Below are 19,411 nucleotides of genomic sequence, written 5' to 3'. Positions count from 1 at the left end.
CGGGGCGTAAGAGACACCACATTCTTCTTATATAGAGTAATGAAACTGTATGCTTAAAAACTTTACCCCCCAAACTTTCGGTATGATCCACAAATGCTCCTTGACCAGCTACCCATCATCCGACCAAGCTTCAAAGGCAACTTCTTCCCTTTTACAGTTCAGGCACAGAATCCATAAGCCCTGGATGGCGCGGATCATAAATAGCCACAGCAACTTTAGAGTCCGCACAACCATAATATAAAAACCATTTTTGTTTAAAAAAGACCAATCCTTCGATAAAAACCGTTCCATCTATATATTGTCCACTTTTTTCGAAAGATTCCATGGGGCGTAAAAACGGAACATCCATTCGAGCCAATACGCTTGTCGGATCTCGTGGACAAAATAAAACCTGTCCAGCGGAATAGGTATTTTTATTAAAACGCACATCCCCTTTCTCAGCATGATTCTTACCATTGTATAGCAATACAATTCCTTTATCAGTCAAAACAGCTGGAGGACCGCACTCTGTCAACGAACTATCAAAATAACCATCCCTTGGCGAAATGAAGGCTTTCAGTGCACCTCTATTATCTGTTACGGGTTCCCAGTCAATCAAATTATTGGATGTGGCGCCATAAACACCATGTTCTCCCCAGTACAACCAATATTTCCCATTGATTTTAGCTATAACCTGTTTGTTACCTTTCAATGTAGTCACAATAGAAGCCGATTTATGCGGTTCATTGACTAGAGTGCGCCTATTTCTCGAGTTCTTAAAAATAGGACCGTATTTAGTCCAGTGTCTCAGATCAGTGGATATTGCTACACCAAGCCGCGGTACCTTTCGGTTCCATTGGGTATAAAATAGCACAAAACGCCCATCCTCAGTCTGTGCTATCCGAGGATCTTCTGTCCCGCCAGGCCACTCGTTATCCTGCTGCTCATCAGGCCCCGGATAGAATATCGGCGTTTTCAGTCGTTCAAAATGAATACCGTCAGCACTAGCTGCTAACCCCAATCGGGAGGTCCGGTGGCCAATAGCTTTTCCTGTCCGATCTTCTGCACGATAAATGACATAGATACTATCTCCCCTTACCACTGCAGCAGGATTAAAAGTGTCGTTGTCCTCCCATCGAATTTCTTTCTTCAGCATTGGATCATAAAATACGGAACTCGTATCGGGCTCAATAATTGGATTGACACCTTTGGGCCGTTCAAAGCCTCCTAATACCCATTGTTCTTTTTTAAGCTTTCCAGCAGGCTGCACGCTGCAGCCGCATAAAAAGACGAACAGAATAGAGCCTGCAATTTTTACGATAATATTCATATTTTAATTGATTTCTATGGTTTTACATGTAGTAGCAAACAACAGCCTGTAAAAGTGAAAATTATAATTGGTTACCACTGAAGAGCGATCGAAACTATTATTGATCATTCACAAATATAATGCTAATAGAAAAAAGTACCGCAAAAACAAGTTCAACAAAATTGAATTGGGACCAAAACTAAAAAACACAAATAAACAATTCAACGATAAATAACTCGAAATATTGCAATATATCGCAATACTACAACGATTATAATGACAAATATTGCAACATATAGCATAAAAACACTACATTTATAGCATGATATCCAAAGAAGAACGTCACGATTTTATATTAGTTAAAATCAAAAAGGAAAGGAAATTAGTAATGACAGATTTAGCGGCCGAACTTGGTGTCTCTGAGCATACCGTCCGACGTGATCTTAAAGAACTATCTGACGCTGGCTTGCTCCGCGCTATTCGAGGGGGAGCCACTTTACGGTCAAACTTACCATTCGATATATACGACCGAAATAACCTTGATGTTATGGAGAAACAAGCCATAGCAGAAAAATCGATCACACTATTGAAAGATCATCAAGTCGTCTTTTTTGACGGTGGCACAACAACACAGGCAATTGCTAGCAACATTCCAGATAGCCTAAACCTTACTGTGGTCACACATAGTCTCCCGATAGCCAATATACTTGCAAACCTCCAAAACATCAGCTTGATTTTCGCAGGTGGCGCTTTCTGCAAATCATCTCTTACGATGCAGGGACAGCAAACTATTTCTACCTTTGAAGAAATATATGCGGATGTCAGCTTCATAGGTGTATGTAGCCTGGACCCCTATCGTGGACTTACGGCAAGAACTCGCGAAGAAACAGCTATCAAAAGAGTACTATGTAAAAATTCAATGAACATTGTTGCTGCCACAACGAGCAATAAGCTCGATACCCTGGCATCTTTCCTAACATGCCGCGCATCTGATATCAGTTATCTAATAACAGAAAAGGATCCTTCTGATGACATTTTACAGCCTTATGCCGCACAAGGTATTACAATTTTATAAGTTTACCATTTATGAACAATCTCAAACAGGAAGCCGCCAAAGCTGCTCTTCAACTTTTAGAACCTGATCAATTCATTGGACTAGGTGTTGGATCAACAATAGCTTATTTCATTGAATTAATTGCCAGTAGGATCAGCTTTAAATCCAGCCTGAAATTTACATCGCCTTCTTTGGATACCAAAATACTGCTCCAAGAAAATGGTCTTATTTGTATTGATAACAGTACCATAGCAACGCTGGATTATTATTTCGACAGCTGTGATCAGGTGGACATTCATTTAAATGCGTTCAAAAGTGGCGGCGGCGTACATACAGGTGAAAAGATTATGGCGAATATGGCAAAGCAATTTATTCTCTTGGTCGATGGCGCAAAGATGGTCGATAAACTGACCACAAAATATCCGCTATGTGTTGAAATTATTCCCGACGCCTGGCTATCGGTACTTAAAGAACTAAAATCAAGCTATTCTTCAGCGATATCAAACATTGTATTACGAAAATCTGAACAAAAATCGGGGCCTCTACTATCTGAGAGAGGTAATTTCCTGGCAGACATTTATTTTTCTAAACTGCCTGATATTTTTGATTTGAATAAACAAATCAAACTCATTACAGGCGTTGTAGAACATTCACTTTTTTATCAACTGTGTTCGGTATGTCTTCGAGCGACAGAAGATGGCGTAACACATCACTTTGCAAACCGCATTGTAGAATCGAACACGGACAAAAAAAGCACGCAATAGCATTAAATTTTATATTGAAGTCCAACAAGTAGCAAGACTGCGCTAAAATATTTTAAATCAACATGAAACACACTCAAATTAACACAGGAATATTAAGTTTTGGCATGTCAGGACGTGTTTTTCACGCGCCATTTATACATACCAATCCACATTTCAATCTCAGCGCTGTTGTAGAACGGTCGAAAAAAAACGCACATGAATTTTACCCGGCAATAAAAAGCTACGATAATATAACTGAATTACTAGCGGATGAAAGCATCGAACTGGTCATTGTGAACACACCAAACTATACCCATTTCCAATACGCAAAAGACGCCCTAGAGGCAGGAAAACACGTTTTGATAGAAAAACCTGCCGTTGATGATTCTACACAATTCGATACGCTTCTTGCCATCAGCAAAAAACAAGGAAAAGACTTATTTTTCTATCAAAACAGACGATATGATAGTCACTTTTTAGACATTAAAAAAGTGATCGAAAGTGGAGAATTAGGAAAGCTGATTGAAGTGCATTTCAGATTTGATCGCTATAAAATGGAATTGGGACAAAAATACTTTAAGGAAGATACGCAGTATATTTCCAATGGTATCACTTATGACCTAGGTCCGCACCTTATTGATCAGGCAATCTCACTTTTTGGAAAACCGGTTAAATTTACCAAGACAACATCCATCAACAGACCCGGTTCTAAAGTTGCAGATTATTTTCACTATCATCTTTATTATCCAGCTGGACTGAACGTGTATTTAACAGGCAGTTTACTTGTCGCCTCTCCGCAGCCCGCCTTTGTCTTACATGGTACAAAAGGGAGTTTTATCAAGAATATGACGGATGTGCAAGAACAGCAATTGTTAGATGGTATGCTGTCCGACGATCCATCTTATGGCCTTGAGCCAGCCGGCCTCGAGGGAAAACTTGTTACGATAGACGTATCAAATCAAAAACATGAGTCTTTAGTAACGCCACATACAGGAGATTACAATCAGCTGTTTGAAGCCATTTATGAAAGCTTAAGAAATAATATCGATTACCCTATTAAAGCGGATCAGATTAAATGGCAGATTCAATTGCTTGAAGCTGAAAACACCTAAGTTTTTAAACAATCAAATGGCAGCACGGTTCAAGAAAAATAATAGGTGCTGCCATTTTTAATTTGATTCCCAAAGGCATTCGTTCGGTTCAATATGGATCATCACATGACCAAGATCAGGAATATGCGCAACCAAATGGTCTTTGAGTTTATGCGCCAGCTCATGCCCTTCCCTTACCGTAATTTCACTATCGACAATAGCGTGCAGATCGACGTGATATTTAGCCCCCGATTTGCGGACAAAACATTTTTCCGTGGCTTTTATCCCATCTACTTTTAATGCTTCTTGCCGGATATTGTCAATGACCTCATCGTATACATTTTCATCCATGATCTCGCCAAGCGCCGGTCTGAAAATATGGTAACAGTTATAAAGTATAAATCCAGCGGCAAATAATGCCGCGTAGTCATCCGCATTTTCATATCCCTTTCCGAGCAACAATGCAATAGATATCCCAATGAAAGCTGCAACTGACGTTATCGCATCGCTTCGATGATGCCAAGCGTCTGCACGAAGTGAAGAACTATTAGTTTCTTTACTTTTCTTCATAACGATCCTATAAGAAATCTCTTTCCACACAATGATCCCACCCAGAACAAATAAGGTCCAAGGCTTTGGCAGGTCATGTGGCGTTCCTATATTCTCAATACTTTCATAGGCGATTATGGTTGCAGAAACAATAAGAAAACCAACGACAATAAATGTAATGAGTGGTTCTACCCGACCATGACCATAAGGGTGATTGTCGTCGGCAGGTCGTTGCGCATATTTTAAACCGAGGAGCACTAGAAATGAAGAGAAAATATCTGCCGTTGACTCAATTGCATCCGCTATCAGCGCATAAGAGTTTCCAAAGAAACCAGCTAACCATTTTAATAATGCCAGTGATGCATTACCTACAATACTAAAATAAGTCGTTCTGACTGCAGTCTGCTCTTGAAGTTCGGACATAGCTATAAATTAACTTGACACCGCGAAAATACTGTTTTTCTTTTCAAATTCTATTGTCCAGCTATAGAAAATAGTGATCACAACCTTCGAGCTTTAGCTACCGCTCGCGATATCCTCCAATGCTTTTTTTATCTCAGGGGCCCCATAGTCACGGCTTCCTTCCAGACGCTCCACGATCTTACCCGCTTTATCCAAGATAACCGTCGTTGGTATGGACTGTCCTAAGAATTCTGCAGGAATTTCACCCGCTGCTATGTAAAGTGGTAGATCATACTTGTTTTCGGCCATGAATGCTGAAGATTTTTCCATGTCGCCATCAACATCTACCATGAGAAAAACGATATCTTTATTATCTTTAAGCGATTGCCTAAGCTGGTCAATAGAAGGTAGTTCATGAATACATGGGGGACACCAGGTCGCCCAGAAATTAATAAACACGACCTTACCTTTTAAAGTACTTAATTGAAGAACCTTACCCTCTTTATCCTTAAAAGATAACTCCTGCGTTGTGGTTGCAGTGTCAGCAATAGCTTCAGCAGGTCCCTCTACCTTTTCGGCCTTGGCCTCATTTTTAGTGCCTGTGTTTCCACAGCCAAAAAATAAACTGGTCGATAAAGCCGCAAGACCAAAAAAAATAATTCCTTTATTATACCTAATATTCATCGTGTTCTGTTTCATTAAATTATGCTATTTACAAATATATTACTGTTCACCAATCGCGGAGACCTCGTCTGTCCAATCCTTCTGGGAGAAATTTCTCAAAACATTAGCTAATTTAACCTTAATTATTCAAGACCACAAGTCTTACACACAACTCCACAACATAAACCATTGATCAATAATAAAATAAGCAACAATAAAATTAAAAAATTAACAAGAACTTTTCCGACATTTAAGAGCGTGAACATATCGTTGACCAAAAGACAATTAATTGAATACATCATGAATCTCCCAGCAAATCATTTCAAAAAATGTTTATTAATATGTTTCCTGTTATTCATCACCATCCAGCTTAACTTCGGGCAATCCAACTCAACTAAATTCAACAAACTATATCAGCTAATAGCCTCAAAAGATTTCTTCACTGCCCGCGACCTGTTTAGGGTAAATAAACCTTTCTTAAATGCCAATGAGCAAGTTTTTATTTCGGCAATACTCGATAATGCCTTTAATAGACCCATCGCTTCAAACAAAAAAATAGCACTGCTGAGCGCAGCAACAGAAGAATTACCCGACACACTGCGACTAAAATTACGGCGTGTTCAGGAAGATAATTTTGTCAAACTGAAAGATTACGCGGGGGCAAAACAGACAACCCAGAAAATCCTACTCGACTTCGATCCTTTGCTGTCAACAGATACAAGAGCGGATCTCAGAAACAATCTAAAAATCTGGTCAGCACTTGAACATGTGCGGCCACAGCTTATAGAAATCAACGCCGATACCCGTCTTAAAATGACGAAAGATAAAGCCGGGTTGAAGAATCTAACACTAACAGTCAACGGCGATACCGCAAGTTTTATATTTGATACCGGAGCAAACCTATCGACAGTCACAGAGTCCGTGGCCAAACGTCTTCATATGGATCTTATCCGTGCAGATATTGATGTAGACGCGATTACGGGTATTTCTATCAAAGCCGATTTGGCCGTTTGTAAACAATTAAAACTTGGTAGCATCAACATTTCAAACGCAATATTCCTGGTTTTCCCAGACAGCGCACTTTGTATCCCGCATATTGGCTATCAGATCAATGGTATAATAGGCTTCCCTGTTATTGAAGCACTGCAAGAAGTACAGCTTACACAGGATGATTTTTTTATTGTGCCCAAGATACCTACAGTTTCATGGAAAGCATCAAATCTTGCAATAGATGGGTTATCACCGCTTATTGCCATTGACGGAAAGCACTATACTTTTGATACAGGAGCTGAAAAAACAATCCTTTATGCACCATTTTACGAAACTTACAAACAACATATCGAAAAACAGGATATACCGACCAAGGTCGCCATGGGAGGCGCAGGCGGTCAAGTTGAATATGACGGATTTGTTATACAACATACATTCCATATTAGCGATAAACCGATCGCTCTTAAAAATATAAGCCTATTAAAATCGAAGATTAAGAATGAAACCGTGTATGGAAATATAGGACAAGATATTATTCGCCAATTTTCTATAATGATACTAAATTTTAAAGATATGTTTATCCAATTTAATTAACATAAAGCTAAGCTCGGTTTAGTCTCATCACAATACCCCATAAAAAGCCCCTAAAGGTTGGACAAAACTTTTAGGGTATTTTTATGGGGTTCTATAGATTTATTGAACAATTAGGCGGAGTAGGCCGTGGCATTAAAGCCCTTCTTTTTGATAATTTCAATGATTTCTTCCTCCGAAACGCCTTCAGCTTTTACAGTCAGAATTTTGTCTGCATTTGTGGTGTCAACATTCCATCCACAGATACCGTCCACACTATCCAGATCAGCGCTTACTTTGGACACGCATCCCCCACAAGTAAGGTTTGTTTTAAATTGAAGTTCTTTGCTTTCCATGTTATTTAATTTTAATGTTATTAATCTATTTAATTATCTATACAAATATCCCTTTAATTCGATGGGTTGTATTTACAGTTTTTCTATTTTGTTTTGCAATATTTACCGTTTAAGATGAGGTCTAGGCCTCAACCATAGTTAGCTATTTTTTCCAGCGAAGTCGCAAGCTATTACTGACAACACTTACACTGCTCAATGCCATTGCAGCTCCAGCTATCATCGGGTTTAAAAGGAAACCATTGAATGGATACAGAATACCTGCAGCGAGGGGAATCCCAATTAAATTATAAATAAAAGCCCAGAACAAATTTTGCTTAATCGTCGCGACCGTTTGTTTCGAAAGTCGAATGGCCTGCGGTATCTTCGTCAAATCAGAAGAAATAATTGTCATTTTCGCCACATCCATGGCAATATCACTTCCTTTACCCATTGCAATACTGACATCGGCCGTTGCTAAGGCTGTACTGTCATTAATACCGTCCCCAACCATAGCGACCACCTGCCCTCTTTGCTGCAATTCTTTAACAAAATCAGCTTTGTGCTCTGGCAATACTTCCGCTTTGTAATGCTGAAGACCTGTTTCCGCGGCAATGGCCCTAGCCGTAGCCTCGTTGTCACCAGTCAGCATATATAGCTCAATGCCCATGGCCTGCATCTCCTTGATAGCACGCACAGAAGTTTCCTTAATCCGGTCCGCAATGGCTATTACCGCTAACGCAGTATAACTGTTGGCAAACCAGATCACTGTTTTGGATTGATTTTCCCATTGGGTGCCATGTTCCATCAAATCCGTCGGAATTGTGATCCCATTCTCATCCAACAACCTGCGATTACCTACAGAGTACGTTTCGATTCCATCACTGCCTTTAACACCTTTCCCAGTAATACTTTCAATAAAGGATACTGGAGTAGCTTTTACATCTTTAAAATACCCGACTACAGCTTCTGCCAATGGATGCTCTGACTGTTTCTCCAGGCTCAACAAGATACCTTTCAAACTATCCTCATCATTTTTCCAATACAGGTCAGTGACCACAGGTTTTCCTTCCGTAATGGTGCCGGTTTTATCCAAAACAACTGTATTTACCTTTTTGGCCAGCTCCAGACTTTCCGCATCTTTAATTAAAATACCCTGTTCAGCTCCCTTACCCACTCCCACCATGATTGCTGTGGGAGTTGCTAAACCCAGTGCACAAGGACAAGCGATAACCAAAACCGTTACTGCCGCCAATAAACCCTGTACCAGATGGTTTTCTCCACCTAAAGTAAACCACAGTAGAAAAGTTAAAATAGCAATACCAATGACAATAGGAACAAATACAGCAGCAATTCGATCGACCAGTTTTTGCACAGGAGCCTTGCTTCCTTGTGCATCCTGTACCATTTTAATGATCTGGGCAAGCATTGTTTCCCGGCCAACTTTTGTAGCTTTGAACTGAAAACTGCCCTTCTGGTTGATCGTCCCTGCAAATACCTGCTCATTGCCCATTTTTAAAACAGGGACCGGCTCTCCGCTTAACATACTTTCGTCAACATAGGAATTTCCACTGATAACAACCCCATCAACGGCGATCTTCTCCCCTGGTTTCACCAGAATAATATCGCCGGTATTAACGGCTTCTATAGCGACCTGACGCTCTGTTCCATCCGATTGAATGACCATCACCGTCTTAGGCTGCAGGCCCATTAGCTTTTTAATGGCGGATGAGGTGTTACCTTTAGCCTTCTCTTCCAGTAGTTTACCCAATAAAATAAAAGCAATGACGACTGAGGCGGCCTCAAAATACACATGTGCATGCAAGCCACGCTGATGCCAAAATTCAGCAAAGAGCATATTAAACACACTAAAGATGTAGGCTATTCCCGTGCTTAACGCAACAAGCGTATCCATATTTGCCGAACGATGTTTTGCCTGTTTCCACGCGTTGACAAAAAAGTCCTTGCCCAGCCAAAGAACTACTGGCGTGGAAAACAGCCACATAATAGGATTTGCGTACGGCATATCCATAAAGAACATACCTATCACGACCACGGGAAGCGAAAGTATTACTGCCCATCGAGTTTTGATTTTAAGCTTACGGAATTTCTCGGCGTGAATAGCCTCCAACGTTTCCTGCTGAGTAGATTCATCTTCGATTAATAAATCATAGCCACCAGCCTGAACCGCTTTCTGGATTTTTAAATGATCCGTAATATTAGGCAAATACTCCACCGTAAGGTTTCCTGTTGCAAAATTTACAGACGCATTGACAACCCCTTGTTCATATTTCGCCATACTTTCAGCGCTACTGGCGCAGGAGGCACAAGTCATCCCAAGAACTGGAAATGTTTTGGTTAATGTAGAAATACCATAACCAAGATCTTTGATCGTTTTTACACTGCTAACGACGGCTTCACTATCCTTCGGTACGATAGCAGCTCTGTGGTTATTCAATTCCACCCGATAGCTCGCTAGGCCTTTAACCTGGGCCAGTCCTTTTTCGACAATTGATGCACAATGTTCGCTTTCAACATCTTCTAAAGGTAGATAAACCGTATCCTTATAAATATCTGTCGCCATAACTTATTGTTTAATTTTACACAACAAATTTGGCCACAAATAAGATTAAAGTCATTACACAATTAAGGAATTGATTTGTAAAATTTACTCGATAATAAAATACGAAAGGTCAAGCTCAATGGAAAAATTAGATGGAGAACTCTTCTTTAGCTTTCAATTTTCTCAACAAAACCATAGATAATATAATCACCCCGTTCTTCGAGTTTAATCTTTTCCATTCCACTCCAGCCGGATGCACTGGTATCTTCATCGATAAAATTTTGAATTCTGTCAAATGCGACACCGATCTTTGTTTTTCCATCTCCATAGATTTGATATCTCGCAGAGGTCTGCCAGCTTACTTTTTTTCTAAATAACCGTAAACCTTCTCTTTTCAAAAAACCATACATTTCATTAGATAAATTCATATTCTCATTTGTTTTACGCGCCCACACTACTCACCTATTTTTTTGGTAGATGCTTTTTTGGTTTAAGGAATTACCTCAAGCCCTCTCGTTGGTTGATCTATTTAAGCTACATGGCTTTAATGGCTAAAGAAATGGTTTTTTGATGCTAAAATAGATGAATCTAAGATAACGAACCAGATGGAATACTACAATGAAGCTACTGCTGTTTCATCGTATTCAAATGCTATTTCGTCGAATTTTCCAGAAACACACGATAGAACTTCTTTCAATGTCCATGATGATCTGGCAGGCTCTGCAAACAAAGTCTACTACATCGCGAACATAAATAGCAACAGACACTATTTTTTTCGTCGAATAGATTCTTTAGTTCGTCTGATTCATTTTCAATTCTGTCGATATTTTTCGTTGTTCTTTTCCATAGCGAGCACATTTGTTTACAATTTAAACGTATAACTATGGAAAACATTGAAAATTTTTTAGCAGAGGATTTTGTACTGGATGTACAAACTGTCTGCGCGGTAGAACCGATCTCATTTTTTGATTTTGATGATATGGAACTGGTAACTATTAAGACAGTTACATCTTCAAAAGTAATATAAAAGAGGATAACGCTGTGAAGGCGTTCTGGTAGGCGCCTTTACAGCAATCGTCTTCATTGCCTAATAAATAAAAAAAGAATCGAGTATATGACTTCACCCAAGCTTAAATGTATTCTCATTGAGGATGAACCACTGGCGACAAAAAAAATAGTTGAATACATTCACATGTTTCCAGATCTTCAATTGATTAAGATGGTTGAAGACATTGAAAATCCAGCATTATTTAGCCATGATCTAAAATCTGCAGACATCCTATTCCTCGATCTCATTGTTAGCGGCGGTAATATTAATACACTAGCCGAATTGATCGCTGATATTCCAATCCTGATCATCACCTCTGCCGTGTCACGTTGGCAATATCCAGAATTTATCAAAAACAGGAAGCATTTTGCGCTGCAAAAACCAATTTCGCCCCAGATGTTTCAGTCTTGTATAAAACAAGTCATGCAATACTAGTCCAACTAATTCATGTCATTATTCCACTTATCCGATTATTTTCTTCTGCGCACGCCGCTACTTCCAGCTGCATCTGCCGTTGATCTTTTAACGATAACTGAGCGACATGAAATAGAAGAGAAACTTCGTCATTTGTTTCAAATTGAGCAATTAAAAGAAGCCTTATTTCTGGCAAGCCCGGCCTTCTCGGCGGAAGTTCAAAAATGGCTTGAATACAAGAAAGAAAGCAGCTCAAAAATGATCGCTTCACTACTCAAATATGCGATTAGGATGAGCACCAGAAGTACGCCTTTCGGTTTATTCGCAGGGGTATCTTTTGGGAACATTGCCGTCTCCGAAAAAAAGGTATCGTTAATCAGGTCAAATGCAAATCAAGCTGTTTTAAAACTGGATACCACCATTTTGACAAAAATTATTGAACAGATATCAAAAGACAAAAGAATTTACAGTCAACTCTATTATCGTCTCAATCCCACCTTATACTTAGATGGTAAATATTACAAATATTATCAAAAAGTGACAAATGGGAAGAAAGGACAGCATATCCTGAAACGTATAAGGCTTACTCCAGTTTTGGATCGAGTCATCCAATACTTTGAACACAATAAGAGAACCAGCCACTATCAATCATTAATCGATCTGCTGCAAGGTCTTGGAGCATCGATAACGCATGCGGCCCTATTCGTCAATAACCTCATCAGCCTTGGAATCATATCCTCTGAATTACAGCCCAATGTCATTGGCCGAGGTTATCTGGACAGCCTGATAACGACGCTTGAAAGAGTGGATAAGGAGGGAAATTATTTAAATCCTTTATTAACGATAAGAAAATGGCTTCATAGTTCTCAATCTGTCATTGAGATCCGAACCGCCATCCTTAAATTATTGCAGCCTTTGGCTCCAGACCTCGATATGACCAATTCGTTACAGGGGGACCTTCTCATAGGGATGGACGAAAACAATTTATCAGATACCGCATTAGATCACATAAGAGATCAATTTCAGGATTTACTACCACTTTGCAGCCAGGCTAAGTTAACAGATTTTGATCGGTTTAGAGCTGCGTTCTCTGTTAAATATGAAGATAGAATGGTTCCGCTAACGACAGCTCTAGACCCCGATATTGGGATTGGTTACGGACGTCAAGAAGGTGTTTACAATATAACGGATGAAATACTCGGGGAAGTTAACAACATCACCCCGGCGGGCGAAAAAAAATATGGCGACCACCATTATCAAGATCTGGTCATTGAAAAATTTGTAGAAAGTGTAAAAAATCAATTCACCGAAATTCAGCTGACCAGCGAAGATCTAGATCATATCGCTAAACAACGTAAACAAACTGTCAATACGATCCCTTCTTCATGCTATGCCATCGGCAATCTCCTTAGAAGTTCATGTCAGGAAAACTTATTCTTCAATCTGGTTACCATTGGTGGTTCGTCATCAGGAAACTTAATTTCCAGATTTGCACATCTGGATGAAAAATTGAATAACAAGTTGAAGGAATCTGCCGACACAGAGCAACAGCAGTTTCCAAATGCGATACTTGCCGAGATTTGTCATTACCCAGACAATAATGCTGGAAATATCATTTATAGACCTGCGCTGCGAAAAGCATCAATTTGTCTAAGCCCGACAATCGATAAAGAACAAGAGCAAATTGATGTTAATGACTTATACCTGTTCATCAAAGACCAGCGCCTAATCTTGTGGTCCAGGAAATTCAATAAAATGGTTATACCCCGTTTAACTACCGCCCACAATTTTGAACAGGGTATGAATATATATAAGTTTCTCGCAGATTTTCAGTTCCAAAATAATAGGTTGGATCTTTCCTGGAATTGGGGGATTATGAAGGAGCAGCCGAGACTCCCAAGAACAAGCTACAAAAATATTATCTTGTCTAGAGCACAATGGCGAATTCAAAAAATAGCGAAATACCCCAGTACCCCTCAGGCTTTCATAAAAAATATACAAGCGGAGCTAGCAATTCCTGCAATGGTCATCATCAGCAGTGGCGATAATGAATTGTTGATAAATTTAGACAATCCTTTTTGCATAGAAATCGTATTGGATCATATGTGCAAAAGAGAGATCATATTAACCGAATATATCCTGAATGACTATTCATCAGTAGTCTGCGATAAAGATGGACATATTTTTGCCAACGAAATCATTATTCCAATAGAATCACAGCAGGAGACTTTCACAAATGAATCAGCCCCTCAAGAAAGTAACCTAAAAAGATGCTTCCCCTTGGGCAGTGAATGGCTTTACGCCAAGATCTATTGTGGTTTACATGTTGCAGACACCTTGTTAAAGGAAATTTTCCCCCTAATCGTAGCGACACTTAATCAACAAGATGTCCTAAAAAAATGGTTTTTTATACGCTACAACGATCCATCGCCCCACATTCGATTTAGAGTTGAGCTTTCAGATCCAAGCCAGTATTATTTCGTTATATCCACGCTTAATACCCTATTGGAACAGTTTATTAAAGATGGACAGATATCAACGCTATCCTTTGACACTTATACACGGGAGATTGAACGATATACACCATTTTGTATGGAACTTAGTGAGGAGCTATTCTATCAACAGAGCGAAACGGTACTGAAGGTTATCCAACAAAGTACTTCAATCAATGATCGATGGCGCCTGGCTTTCGAAAATATTGAGTCGCTATTAGAAGCTGCAAAATTTACACTGATCGAGAAAAGAGATTTCTGCCTACAGATGAATACCCTTTATCAGCAAGAATTTGATAATAATAAAAACCTTTGGATTCATCTCAACAATAAGTTTAAAGAGAAAAAAGACTGGTTCGACAAACCTTTAGACAACCCTGAAGAATCGAAAAAGAAACTAAATGCACTTCAATACAGCATATTTAACACCTTACGGAGTCATACCGATCAAGATGAATTCAAGTCAGCCCGAACATCGTTACTATCAAGCTACATTCATATGTTCATTAACCGATTGTTCATGTCCGATCAACGCTTACATGAACTTGCTGTTTACCATTTTATGGTTGGCTATTATAAAATGCAAATTGGGAAACAGAAAAAACGTATAACCTATGAACCCGATAAATTATATAAGTCCCATCTTCGCGAAGAGCTGATTACGATATTGTAAACCAATACCGAGTTCTGTCCCATTTTTCAGAATGACTTTACTTGCCTCAACACCCTTGATCTGTTTGATATTGACAATATAGGATCGATGCATACGAGCAAACATATCCCAAGGCAGTTCTGCTTCCATATCTTTCATGGTCGACAGCAAAGTCTGCATACCTTCTAACGTATAAATTTGAATGTAATCCCCCCAGGCTTTTAAATAGAAAATATCTGCAGGATCTATAAAAATAGTTTTGTTCCGATCCTTTATCTTAATCGCTTTTCTTTCACCCTGTGCCCCTCTTCGAGAAAACAAGATTGCCTTTTGAACTTTTTCAATTGCCTTGATCAATCGCTCTTCCGTCAGGAGTGGCTTTAAGATATAATCGATTACTTCCAATTCAAACCCATCAACAGCATACTCATAATGCCCAGTTATAAAAACAACAAATGGTGGATGAGCAAGTCCTTTGAGAAAGGTAATTCCATCCATTTCAGGCATATCTATATCGGACAAAATGAGATCTACCTCCTGCTGCCTTAAAACGTCAATTGCTTGCAATGGGTTTTCAAATACACCCAATATTTCGATCAGGCCTAATTTGGAAACTAATTTCTCCAGGCGACCTCTCGCAATAGGCTCATCTTCAATAAGGATAGTTTTAATTCTATTCATAAGTACTTCGCAACCCGCTGCTTTGGTGCTACGGTTCTGTTTCCGAATGTAAAGTTACAACAAGATTAACACTAAATACACCCTCATGCGACTTTATTTTCAAATTATGATGATGAGGATAATGAAGTTCCAGTCGCTTTTTTACATTTTCTATCCCTAATCCGCCGATATAATTTTCTGGTTTTGAAAGTTCCCTATATGCATTAGCCACGTGCATATACACCTTGTCATCCTTCACCTTAATGTCTATGGATATCCATCCCGCCGAAGAACTTAGCCGAGGTCCGTGTTTGAATGCATTTTCTACAAACGGAAAAAAGATCAAAGGAACCATCATGCAGCTTTCGTCTTCAGCCGCCAAATTTAGATTGATCTGCACGGTCTCGCTATAGCGTAACTTTTCCAATTCAACATAATCCTTTAGCAATTGAAATTCGCGACTAATTTCTATCCTGGGTTGATTACTTTCATGCAGTAAATACACCATCATACTGCTTAAACGCATCATACTTTCGCCGCCTCTTTCATCATGATCGGATACCAGCACATAGATGCTATAAAGTGTGTTAAGTAAAAAATGTGGATTAATCTGGTATTTTAGAAAAGCAAGTTCCAACTGGACATTGTTCAACTCAAGTGCTGAATTTTTCAATTCGAGTTTCATTTTTGAATTTCGGACAGACATAAACGCCTGTACAATTTTTACGGTCAAAGGCAGGGCCACCAGAAAAATAAAATCCAACAAATAATCGCTAATGGAAGAAAGGCGAAAAGCACCGAAGATTCCTTGACTTAGTATTATTTCAAGATAGCTTGACAGGCGAACATCTGGTGTTAGATATTTCAATGTTAATAGGGCTGCAAAATAACTTAGAAACGACCACCAGGCATAAATAAACAATAACCACAATATACACAACACAAACTTTCCAGGAATAAACCAGCGCGGAATGATGACATACGCTGTTACATAAAATATGGTCAACAAAGAAAATACGTCCTTTACAAACAAAATCCAGGAATTATCAATATCTATCCGCTGATAGGAAATGAATTGCATTCCCAAAACCAAAAACCAAAAACACAAATGAAGAATAATACGTTTTCCCGTATTGTAATTTTGGAAAAACCTGTTCATAGATAGCATACTTTTCGATAATATCAGTCTAATATAATGATATCCTTTAGTCTGTGGTAGTCTGACTTGCTATGCGAGAACGCAAAAAGACATTTCTGCGACAAAAAACAACAACCTATAACGCTAACAATCTGAATATATCTCAATTAAGATCTGAACAAACCAAAAAATAGAATTACGTAGAAAAGAATAAAATTGTAACAAATATATTGCTTTAAATTTTCAACCATAAATTGTCCATAAAATGAACGATTGATGGGGTTGGCAAAAAATTTATTGCGATCTTCCGTATATTTAATTTTATAGAACCCACATAAACAACAATTAGATGTCAACTACTTTTATGCAGCTTTGGTTATATAATAACTGGGCCAATACAGCACTCCTGGATAAATTGAAAAGTGAAGGCGAAAATGTACCTCATTCTTGCATACGGCTCTTTAGCCATATTGTCAATGCTCAGATTATTTGGTTAAGTCGATTAACTGGTGAAAAACCACCTGTTGGTGTTTGGGATGAGCACAGTATCATCGATTGCCAAAGGTATCACGATTTAGCTTCTGAAGGATTTAGGCAGCAAATTCGGCGCAGAAATGATACGGAGGATGAAATTGTCAATTATACAAACACACAGCATCAGGCTTTTCATAACAAGGCCAACGACATTCTGTTACACGTCTTTAATCATGGCACCTATCACAGGGCGCAAATAGCAAGCGAAATGCGAAAAAATGGCATTGAACCTGTCAACACAGATTATATCACTTTTGTTCGCACATAACAGTACTGTCATCAGACGCCGCCGTGGTCTGATGACAAACGAAGTAGTTGCAGTTGGCGGACTAGACGTTCTATAATATCGGAGAAGACCTTAAATTTGAAACAAAATGAGTTACAAACATATCTTTAAAGCGTCCTTGGCTTGGAATCATCCTGAACAGCCTAGTGTTGTAGGTTCAAAAATTTATACAAAAAGCCATCACATCGCGATCGAGGGGAAAGCTGACCTGCAAGTTTCCGCAGCAAAAGCATTCAAGGGTGACCCTGCATTGTACAATCCGGAAGATTTGCTGCTGAGCAGCCTGATTTCTTGCCACATGATGTCCTATTTATACGTCTGCTCGAAAAATAGCATCGAGATTTTATCCTATAAGGACAATGCTATCGCTACCCTGGAAACGGATGGAGATGGAAGTGGTCGTTTTACAGAAGTTATATTACACCCCGAGGTTCTCATCACAGATGAATCCCAGATAGAACTTGCTTTATCCTTACATACCCAAGCAAATAAACTGTGTTTTATTGCGAATTCATGTAATTTCACGGTGCTGCACCATCCCAAATGTCAAGCGATTTAACCAGAAATGGGCACGCTATCGAAAGAAAAAAGCTCCCTCTTTTCGATTTGTTAACGCTATCGAAAATGCGACACTCACCACAAATTAGTAATTAAATAACAAACAAGTTTTTAAGGATTTCATTACTTTTGAATCATGATGGAAAATTCCAAGAAAAAAGCAGCAATCGGATTCATATTTATTACACTACTAATCGATATTACGGGTTGGGGAATCATTATTCCTGTCGTCCCAAAACTTATCGAGGAATTGATTCATAGCGATGTTAGTGAAGCGGCAAAATATGGCGGTTGGCTCGGCTTTGCCTATGCTTTCACGCAATTCATCTGTTCTCCCGTCGTTGGTAACCTCAGCGATAAATATGGCAGAAGGCCAATTATATTGATTTCACTTTTTGGCTTTGCGGTAGACTACATCTTTCTTGCCCTCGCGCCAACTATAGGTTGGTTATTCTTAGGACGCGTTATCGCTGGATTGACAGGTGCTAGTTTCACAACGGCAAGTGCTTATATCGCTGATATATCCACCGATGAAGATCGGGCAAAGAACTTTGGTTTGATAGGCGCTGCATTTGGTCTAGGCTTTATCATCGGCCCAGTTATTGGCGGTCTACTCGGTCACTATGGTGCCAGGGTTCCCTTTTATGCAGCCGCAGGACTGTGTATGCTAAACTTCCTGTATGGCTATTTTATCTTACCTGAGAGCTTAGATAAAGAAAAACGCAGAGCTTTTGAATGGAAACGCGCAAATCCAATTGGATCCTTTAAGTTTCTTGGAAAACATCCAGAAATATCCGGATTAATCGTTGCCTTAATTTTAATATATATCGCAGGCCACGCAGTTCAAAGTAACTGGAACTTCTTCACCATGTATAAATTCGACTGGACAGAAAGAATGGTGGGTATCTCATTAGGTGTTATTGGATTATTGATTGGATTGGTTCAGGGTGTCTTAATTCGATGGACAACGCCCAAACTTGGTGAACAAAAAAGCATTTTCTATGGATTGACCCTGTATGCTATTGGACTACTGTTATTCTCGTTTGCAAGCGAAGGATGGATGATGTTTGTATTCCTTATCCCCTATTGCTTGGGTGGTATTTGTGGACCAGCTCTTCAATCGGTTATTACAAAAAATGTTCCTTCAAACGAACAGGGTGAACTTCAAGGTGCATTAACAAGCTTGATGAGTGCAACATCGATTATTGGTCCACCGATGATGACAAACCTATTTTATTATTTCACCCATGACCAAGCACCATTTAAATTTTCGGGTGCGCCGTTTTTCTTAGCATTTATCCTGATGACGATTAGTGTGATCATTGTCTATAATGCTTCTCGCAAAAAGAGAAATCAGCAAATAAATCTTTAAACCTGATTGATC

General features: G+C 39.2%; 18 protein-coding genes. 10 read left to right on the top strand and 8 right to left on the bottom strand.

From position 1 onward, the window contains the following. Positions 1-151: 151 nt before the first annotated feature. A complete protein-coding gene (locus BGP15_RS06750; protein WP_286769051.1) occupies positions 152-1,309 on the bottom strand; it encodes a beta-1,2-mannosidase in 1,158 nt (385 codons plus the stop codon). Between the two features lie 301 nt (positions 1,310-1,610). Between BGP15_RS06750 and BGP15_RS06745 the strand changes: the two genes are divergently transcribed. The 3 genes from BGP15_RS06745 (at position 1,611) to BGP15_RS06735 (ending at position 4,197) form a co-directional block, all read left to right on the top strand. Further along, entirely contained in the window at positions 1,611-2,363 is a 753-nt protein-coding gene (locus tag BGP15_RS06745) for a DeoR/GlpR family DNA-binding transcription regulator (protein WP_286769050.1), read from the top strand. Positions 2,364-2,374: 11 nt separating this feature from the next. After that, positions 2,375-3,106, top strand: coding sequence for a ribose 5-phosphate isomerase A (gene rpiA / locus BGP15_RS06740; RefSeq protein ID WP_286769049.1), 732 nt, complete (start codon positions 2,375-2,377; stop codon positions 3,104-3,106). A 62-nt stretch (positions 3,107-3,168) separates the two neighbouring features. Continuing rightward, on the top strand, positions 3,169-4,197 hold the full coding sequence (locus BGP15_RS06735) for a Gfo/Idh/MocA family protein (RefSeq protein ID WP_286769048.1): 1,029 nt from the start codon (positions 3,169-3,171) through the stop codon (positions 4,195-4,197). A gap of 57 nt (positions 4,198-4,254) precedes the next feature. Here BGP15_RS06735 and BGP15_RS06730 read toward each other — a convergent pair whose 3' ends face one another. Both BGP15_RS06730 and BGP15_RS06725 read right to left on the bottom strand, forming a co-directional pair. Then, positions 4,255-5,148 (bottom strand): cation diffusion facilitator family transporter, encoded by an 894-nt coding sequence (locus BGP15_RS06730; RefSeq protein ID WP_115048663.1) that lies wholly within the window; start codon positions 5,146-5,148, stop codon positions 4,255-4,257. Between the two features lie 93 nt (positions 5,149-5,241). Further along, positions 5,242-5,826 carry a TlpA family protein disulfide reductase gene (locus BGP15_RS06725; RefSeq protein WP_286769047.1) on the bottom strand — a complete coding sequence of 195 codons (585 nt, stop codon included), beginning with the start codon at positions 5,824-5,826 and terminating at the stop codon, positions 5,242-5,244. Positions 5,827-6,090: 264 nt separating this feature from the next. Between BGP15_RS06725 and BGP15_RS06720 the strand changes: the two genes are divergently transcribed. Continuing rightward, positions 6,091-7,374, top strand: a complete 1,284-nt coding sequence (locus tag BGP15_RS06720; RefSeq protein ID WP_286769046.1) for a retropepsin-like aspartic protease — start codon at positions 6,091-6,093, stop codon at positions 7,372-7,374. 110 nt (positions 7,375-7,484) lie between these two features. Here BGP15_RS06720 and BGP15_RS06715 read toward each other — a convergent pair whose 3' ends face one another. From BGP15_RS06715 to BGP15_RS06705, 3 genes are all read right to left on the bottom strand, one after another. Continuing rightward, complete coding sequence (locus BGP15_RS06715) at positions 7,485-7,706, bottom strand: cation transporter (RefSeq protein ID WP_286769045.1); 222 nt, start codon at positions 7,704-7,706, stop codon at positions 7,485-7,487. A 142-nt stretch (positions 7,707-7,848) separates the two neighbouring features. Further along, a complete protein-coding gene (locus tag BGP15_RS06710; RefSeq protein ID WP_286769044.1) occupies positions 7,849-10,266 on the bottom strand; it encodes a heavy metal translocating P-type ATPase in 2,418 nt (805 codons plus the stop codon). A gap of 146 nt (positions 10,267-10,412) precedes the next feature. After that, positions 10,413-10,673, bottom strand: a complete 261-nt coding sequence (locus BGP15_RS06705) for a hypothetical protein (RefSeq protein ID WP_139144941.1) — start codon at positions 10,671-10,673, stop codon at positions 10,413-10,415. A 455-nt stretch (positions 10,674-11,128) separates the two neighbouring features. Here BGP15_RS06705 and BGP15_RS06700 point away from each other — a divergent pair, with 455 nt between their 5' ends. From BGP15_RS06700 to BGP15_RS06690, 3 genes are all read left to right on the top strand, one after another. Continuing rightward, positions 11,129-11,272, top strand: a complete 144-nt coding sequence (locus BGP15_RS06700; protein ID WP_159332940.1) for a hypothetical protein — start codon at positions 11,129-11,131, stop codon at positions 11,270-11,272. Between the two features lie 87 nt (positions 11,273-11,359). Continuing rightward, complete coding sequence (locus tag BGP15_RS06695; RefSeq protein ID WP_070564280.1) at positions 11,360-11,728, top strand: response regulator; 369 nt, start codon at positions 11,360-11,362, stop codon at positions 11,726-11,728. Positions 11,729-11,740: 12 nt separating this feature from the next. Beyond that, positions 11,741-14,872 carry a lantibiotic dehydratase gene (locus tag BGP15_RS06690; protein WP_286769043.1) on the top strand — a complete coding sequence of 1,044 codons (3,132 nt, stop codon included), beginning with the start codon at positions 11,741-11,743 and terminating at the stop codon, positions 14,870-14,872. Here BGP15_RS06690 and BGP15_RS06685 read toward each other — a convergent pair. Together BGP15_RS06685 and BGP15_RS06680 are read right to left on the bottom strand one after the other, a co-directional pair. Further along, positions 14,828-15,532 (bottom strand): LytR/AlgR family response regulator transcription factor, encoded by a 705-nt coding sequence (locus BGP15_RS06685; protein WP_115048652.1) that lies wholly within the window; start codon positions 15,530-15,532, stop codon positions 14,828-14,830. The two genes, BGP15_RS06690 and BGP15_RS06685, sit on opposite strands and share 45 nt — an antisense overlap. A gap of 28 nt (positions 15,533-15,560) precedes the next feature. Continuing rightward, complete coding sequence (locus tag BGP15_RS06680) at positions 15,561-16,670, bottom strand: sensor histidine kinase (RefSeq protein WP_286769042.1); 1,110 nt, start codon at positions 16,668-16,670, stop codon at positions 15,561-15,563. 328 nt (positions 16,671-16,998) lie between these two features. Here BGP15_RS06680 and BGP15_RS06675 point away from each other — a divergent pair, with 328 nt between their 5' ends. The 3 genes from BGP15_RS06675 (at position 16,999) to BGP15_RS06665 (ending at position 19,399) form a co-directional block, all read left to right on the top strand. After that, on the top strand, positions 16,999-17,451 hold the full coding sequence (locus BGP15_RS06675) for a DinB family protein (RefSeq protein ID WP_112374770.1): 453 nt from the start codon (positions 16,999-17,001) through the stop codon (positions 17,449-17,451). Positions 17,452-17,557: 106 nt separating this feature from the next. Beyond that, positions 17,558-18,028, top strand: coding sequence for an OsmC family protein (locus tag BGP15_RS06670; protein ID WP_070564298.1), 471 nt, complete (start codon positions 17,558-17,560; stop codon positions 18,026-18,028). A 135-nt stretch (positions 18,029-18,163) separates the two neighbouring features. Then, positions 18,164-19,399, top strand: coding sequence for a TCR/Tet family MFS transporter (locus tag BGP15_RS06665; protein WP_336828676.1), 1,236 nt, complete (start codon positions 18,164-18,166; stop codon positions 19,397-19,399). The last annotated feature ends 12 nt before the right edge of the window (positions 19,400-19,411 follow it).

Origin of the sequence: Sphingobacterium sp. 40-24, from assembly GCF_001899705.1 — a bacterium.
Classification (GTDB): Bacteria; Bacteroidota; Bacteroidia; order Sphingobacteriales; family Sphingobacteriaceae; genus Sphingobacterium; species Sphingobacterium multivorum.
This window is presented reverse-complemented; position numbering and strand designations above follow the sequence as displayed.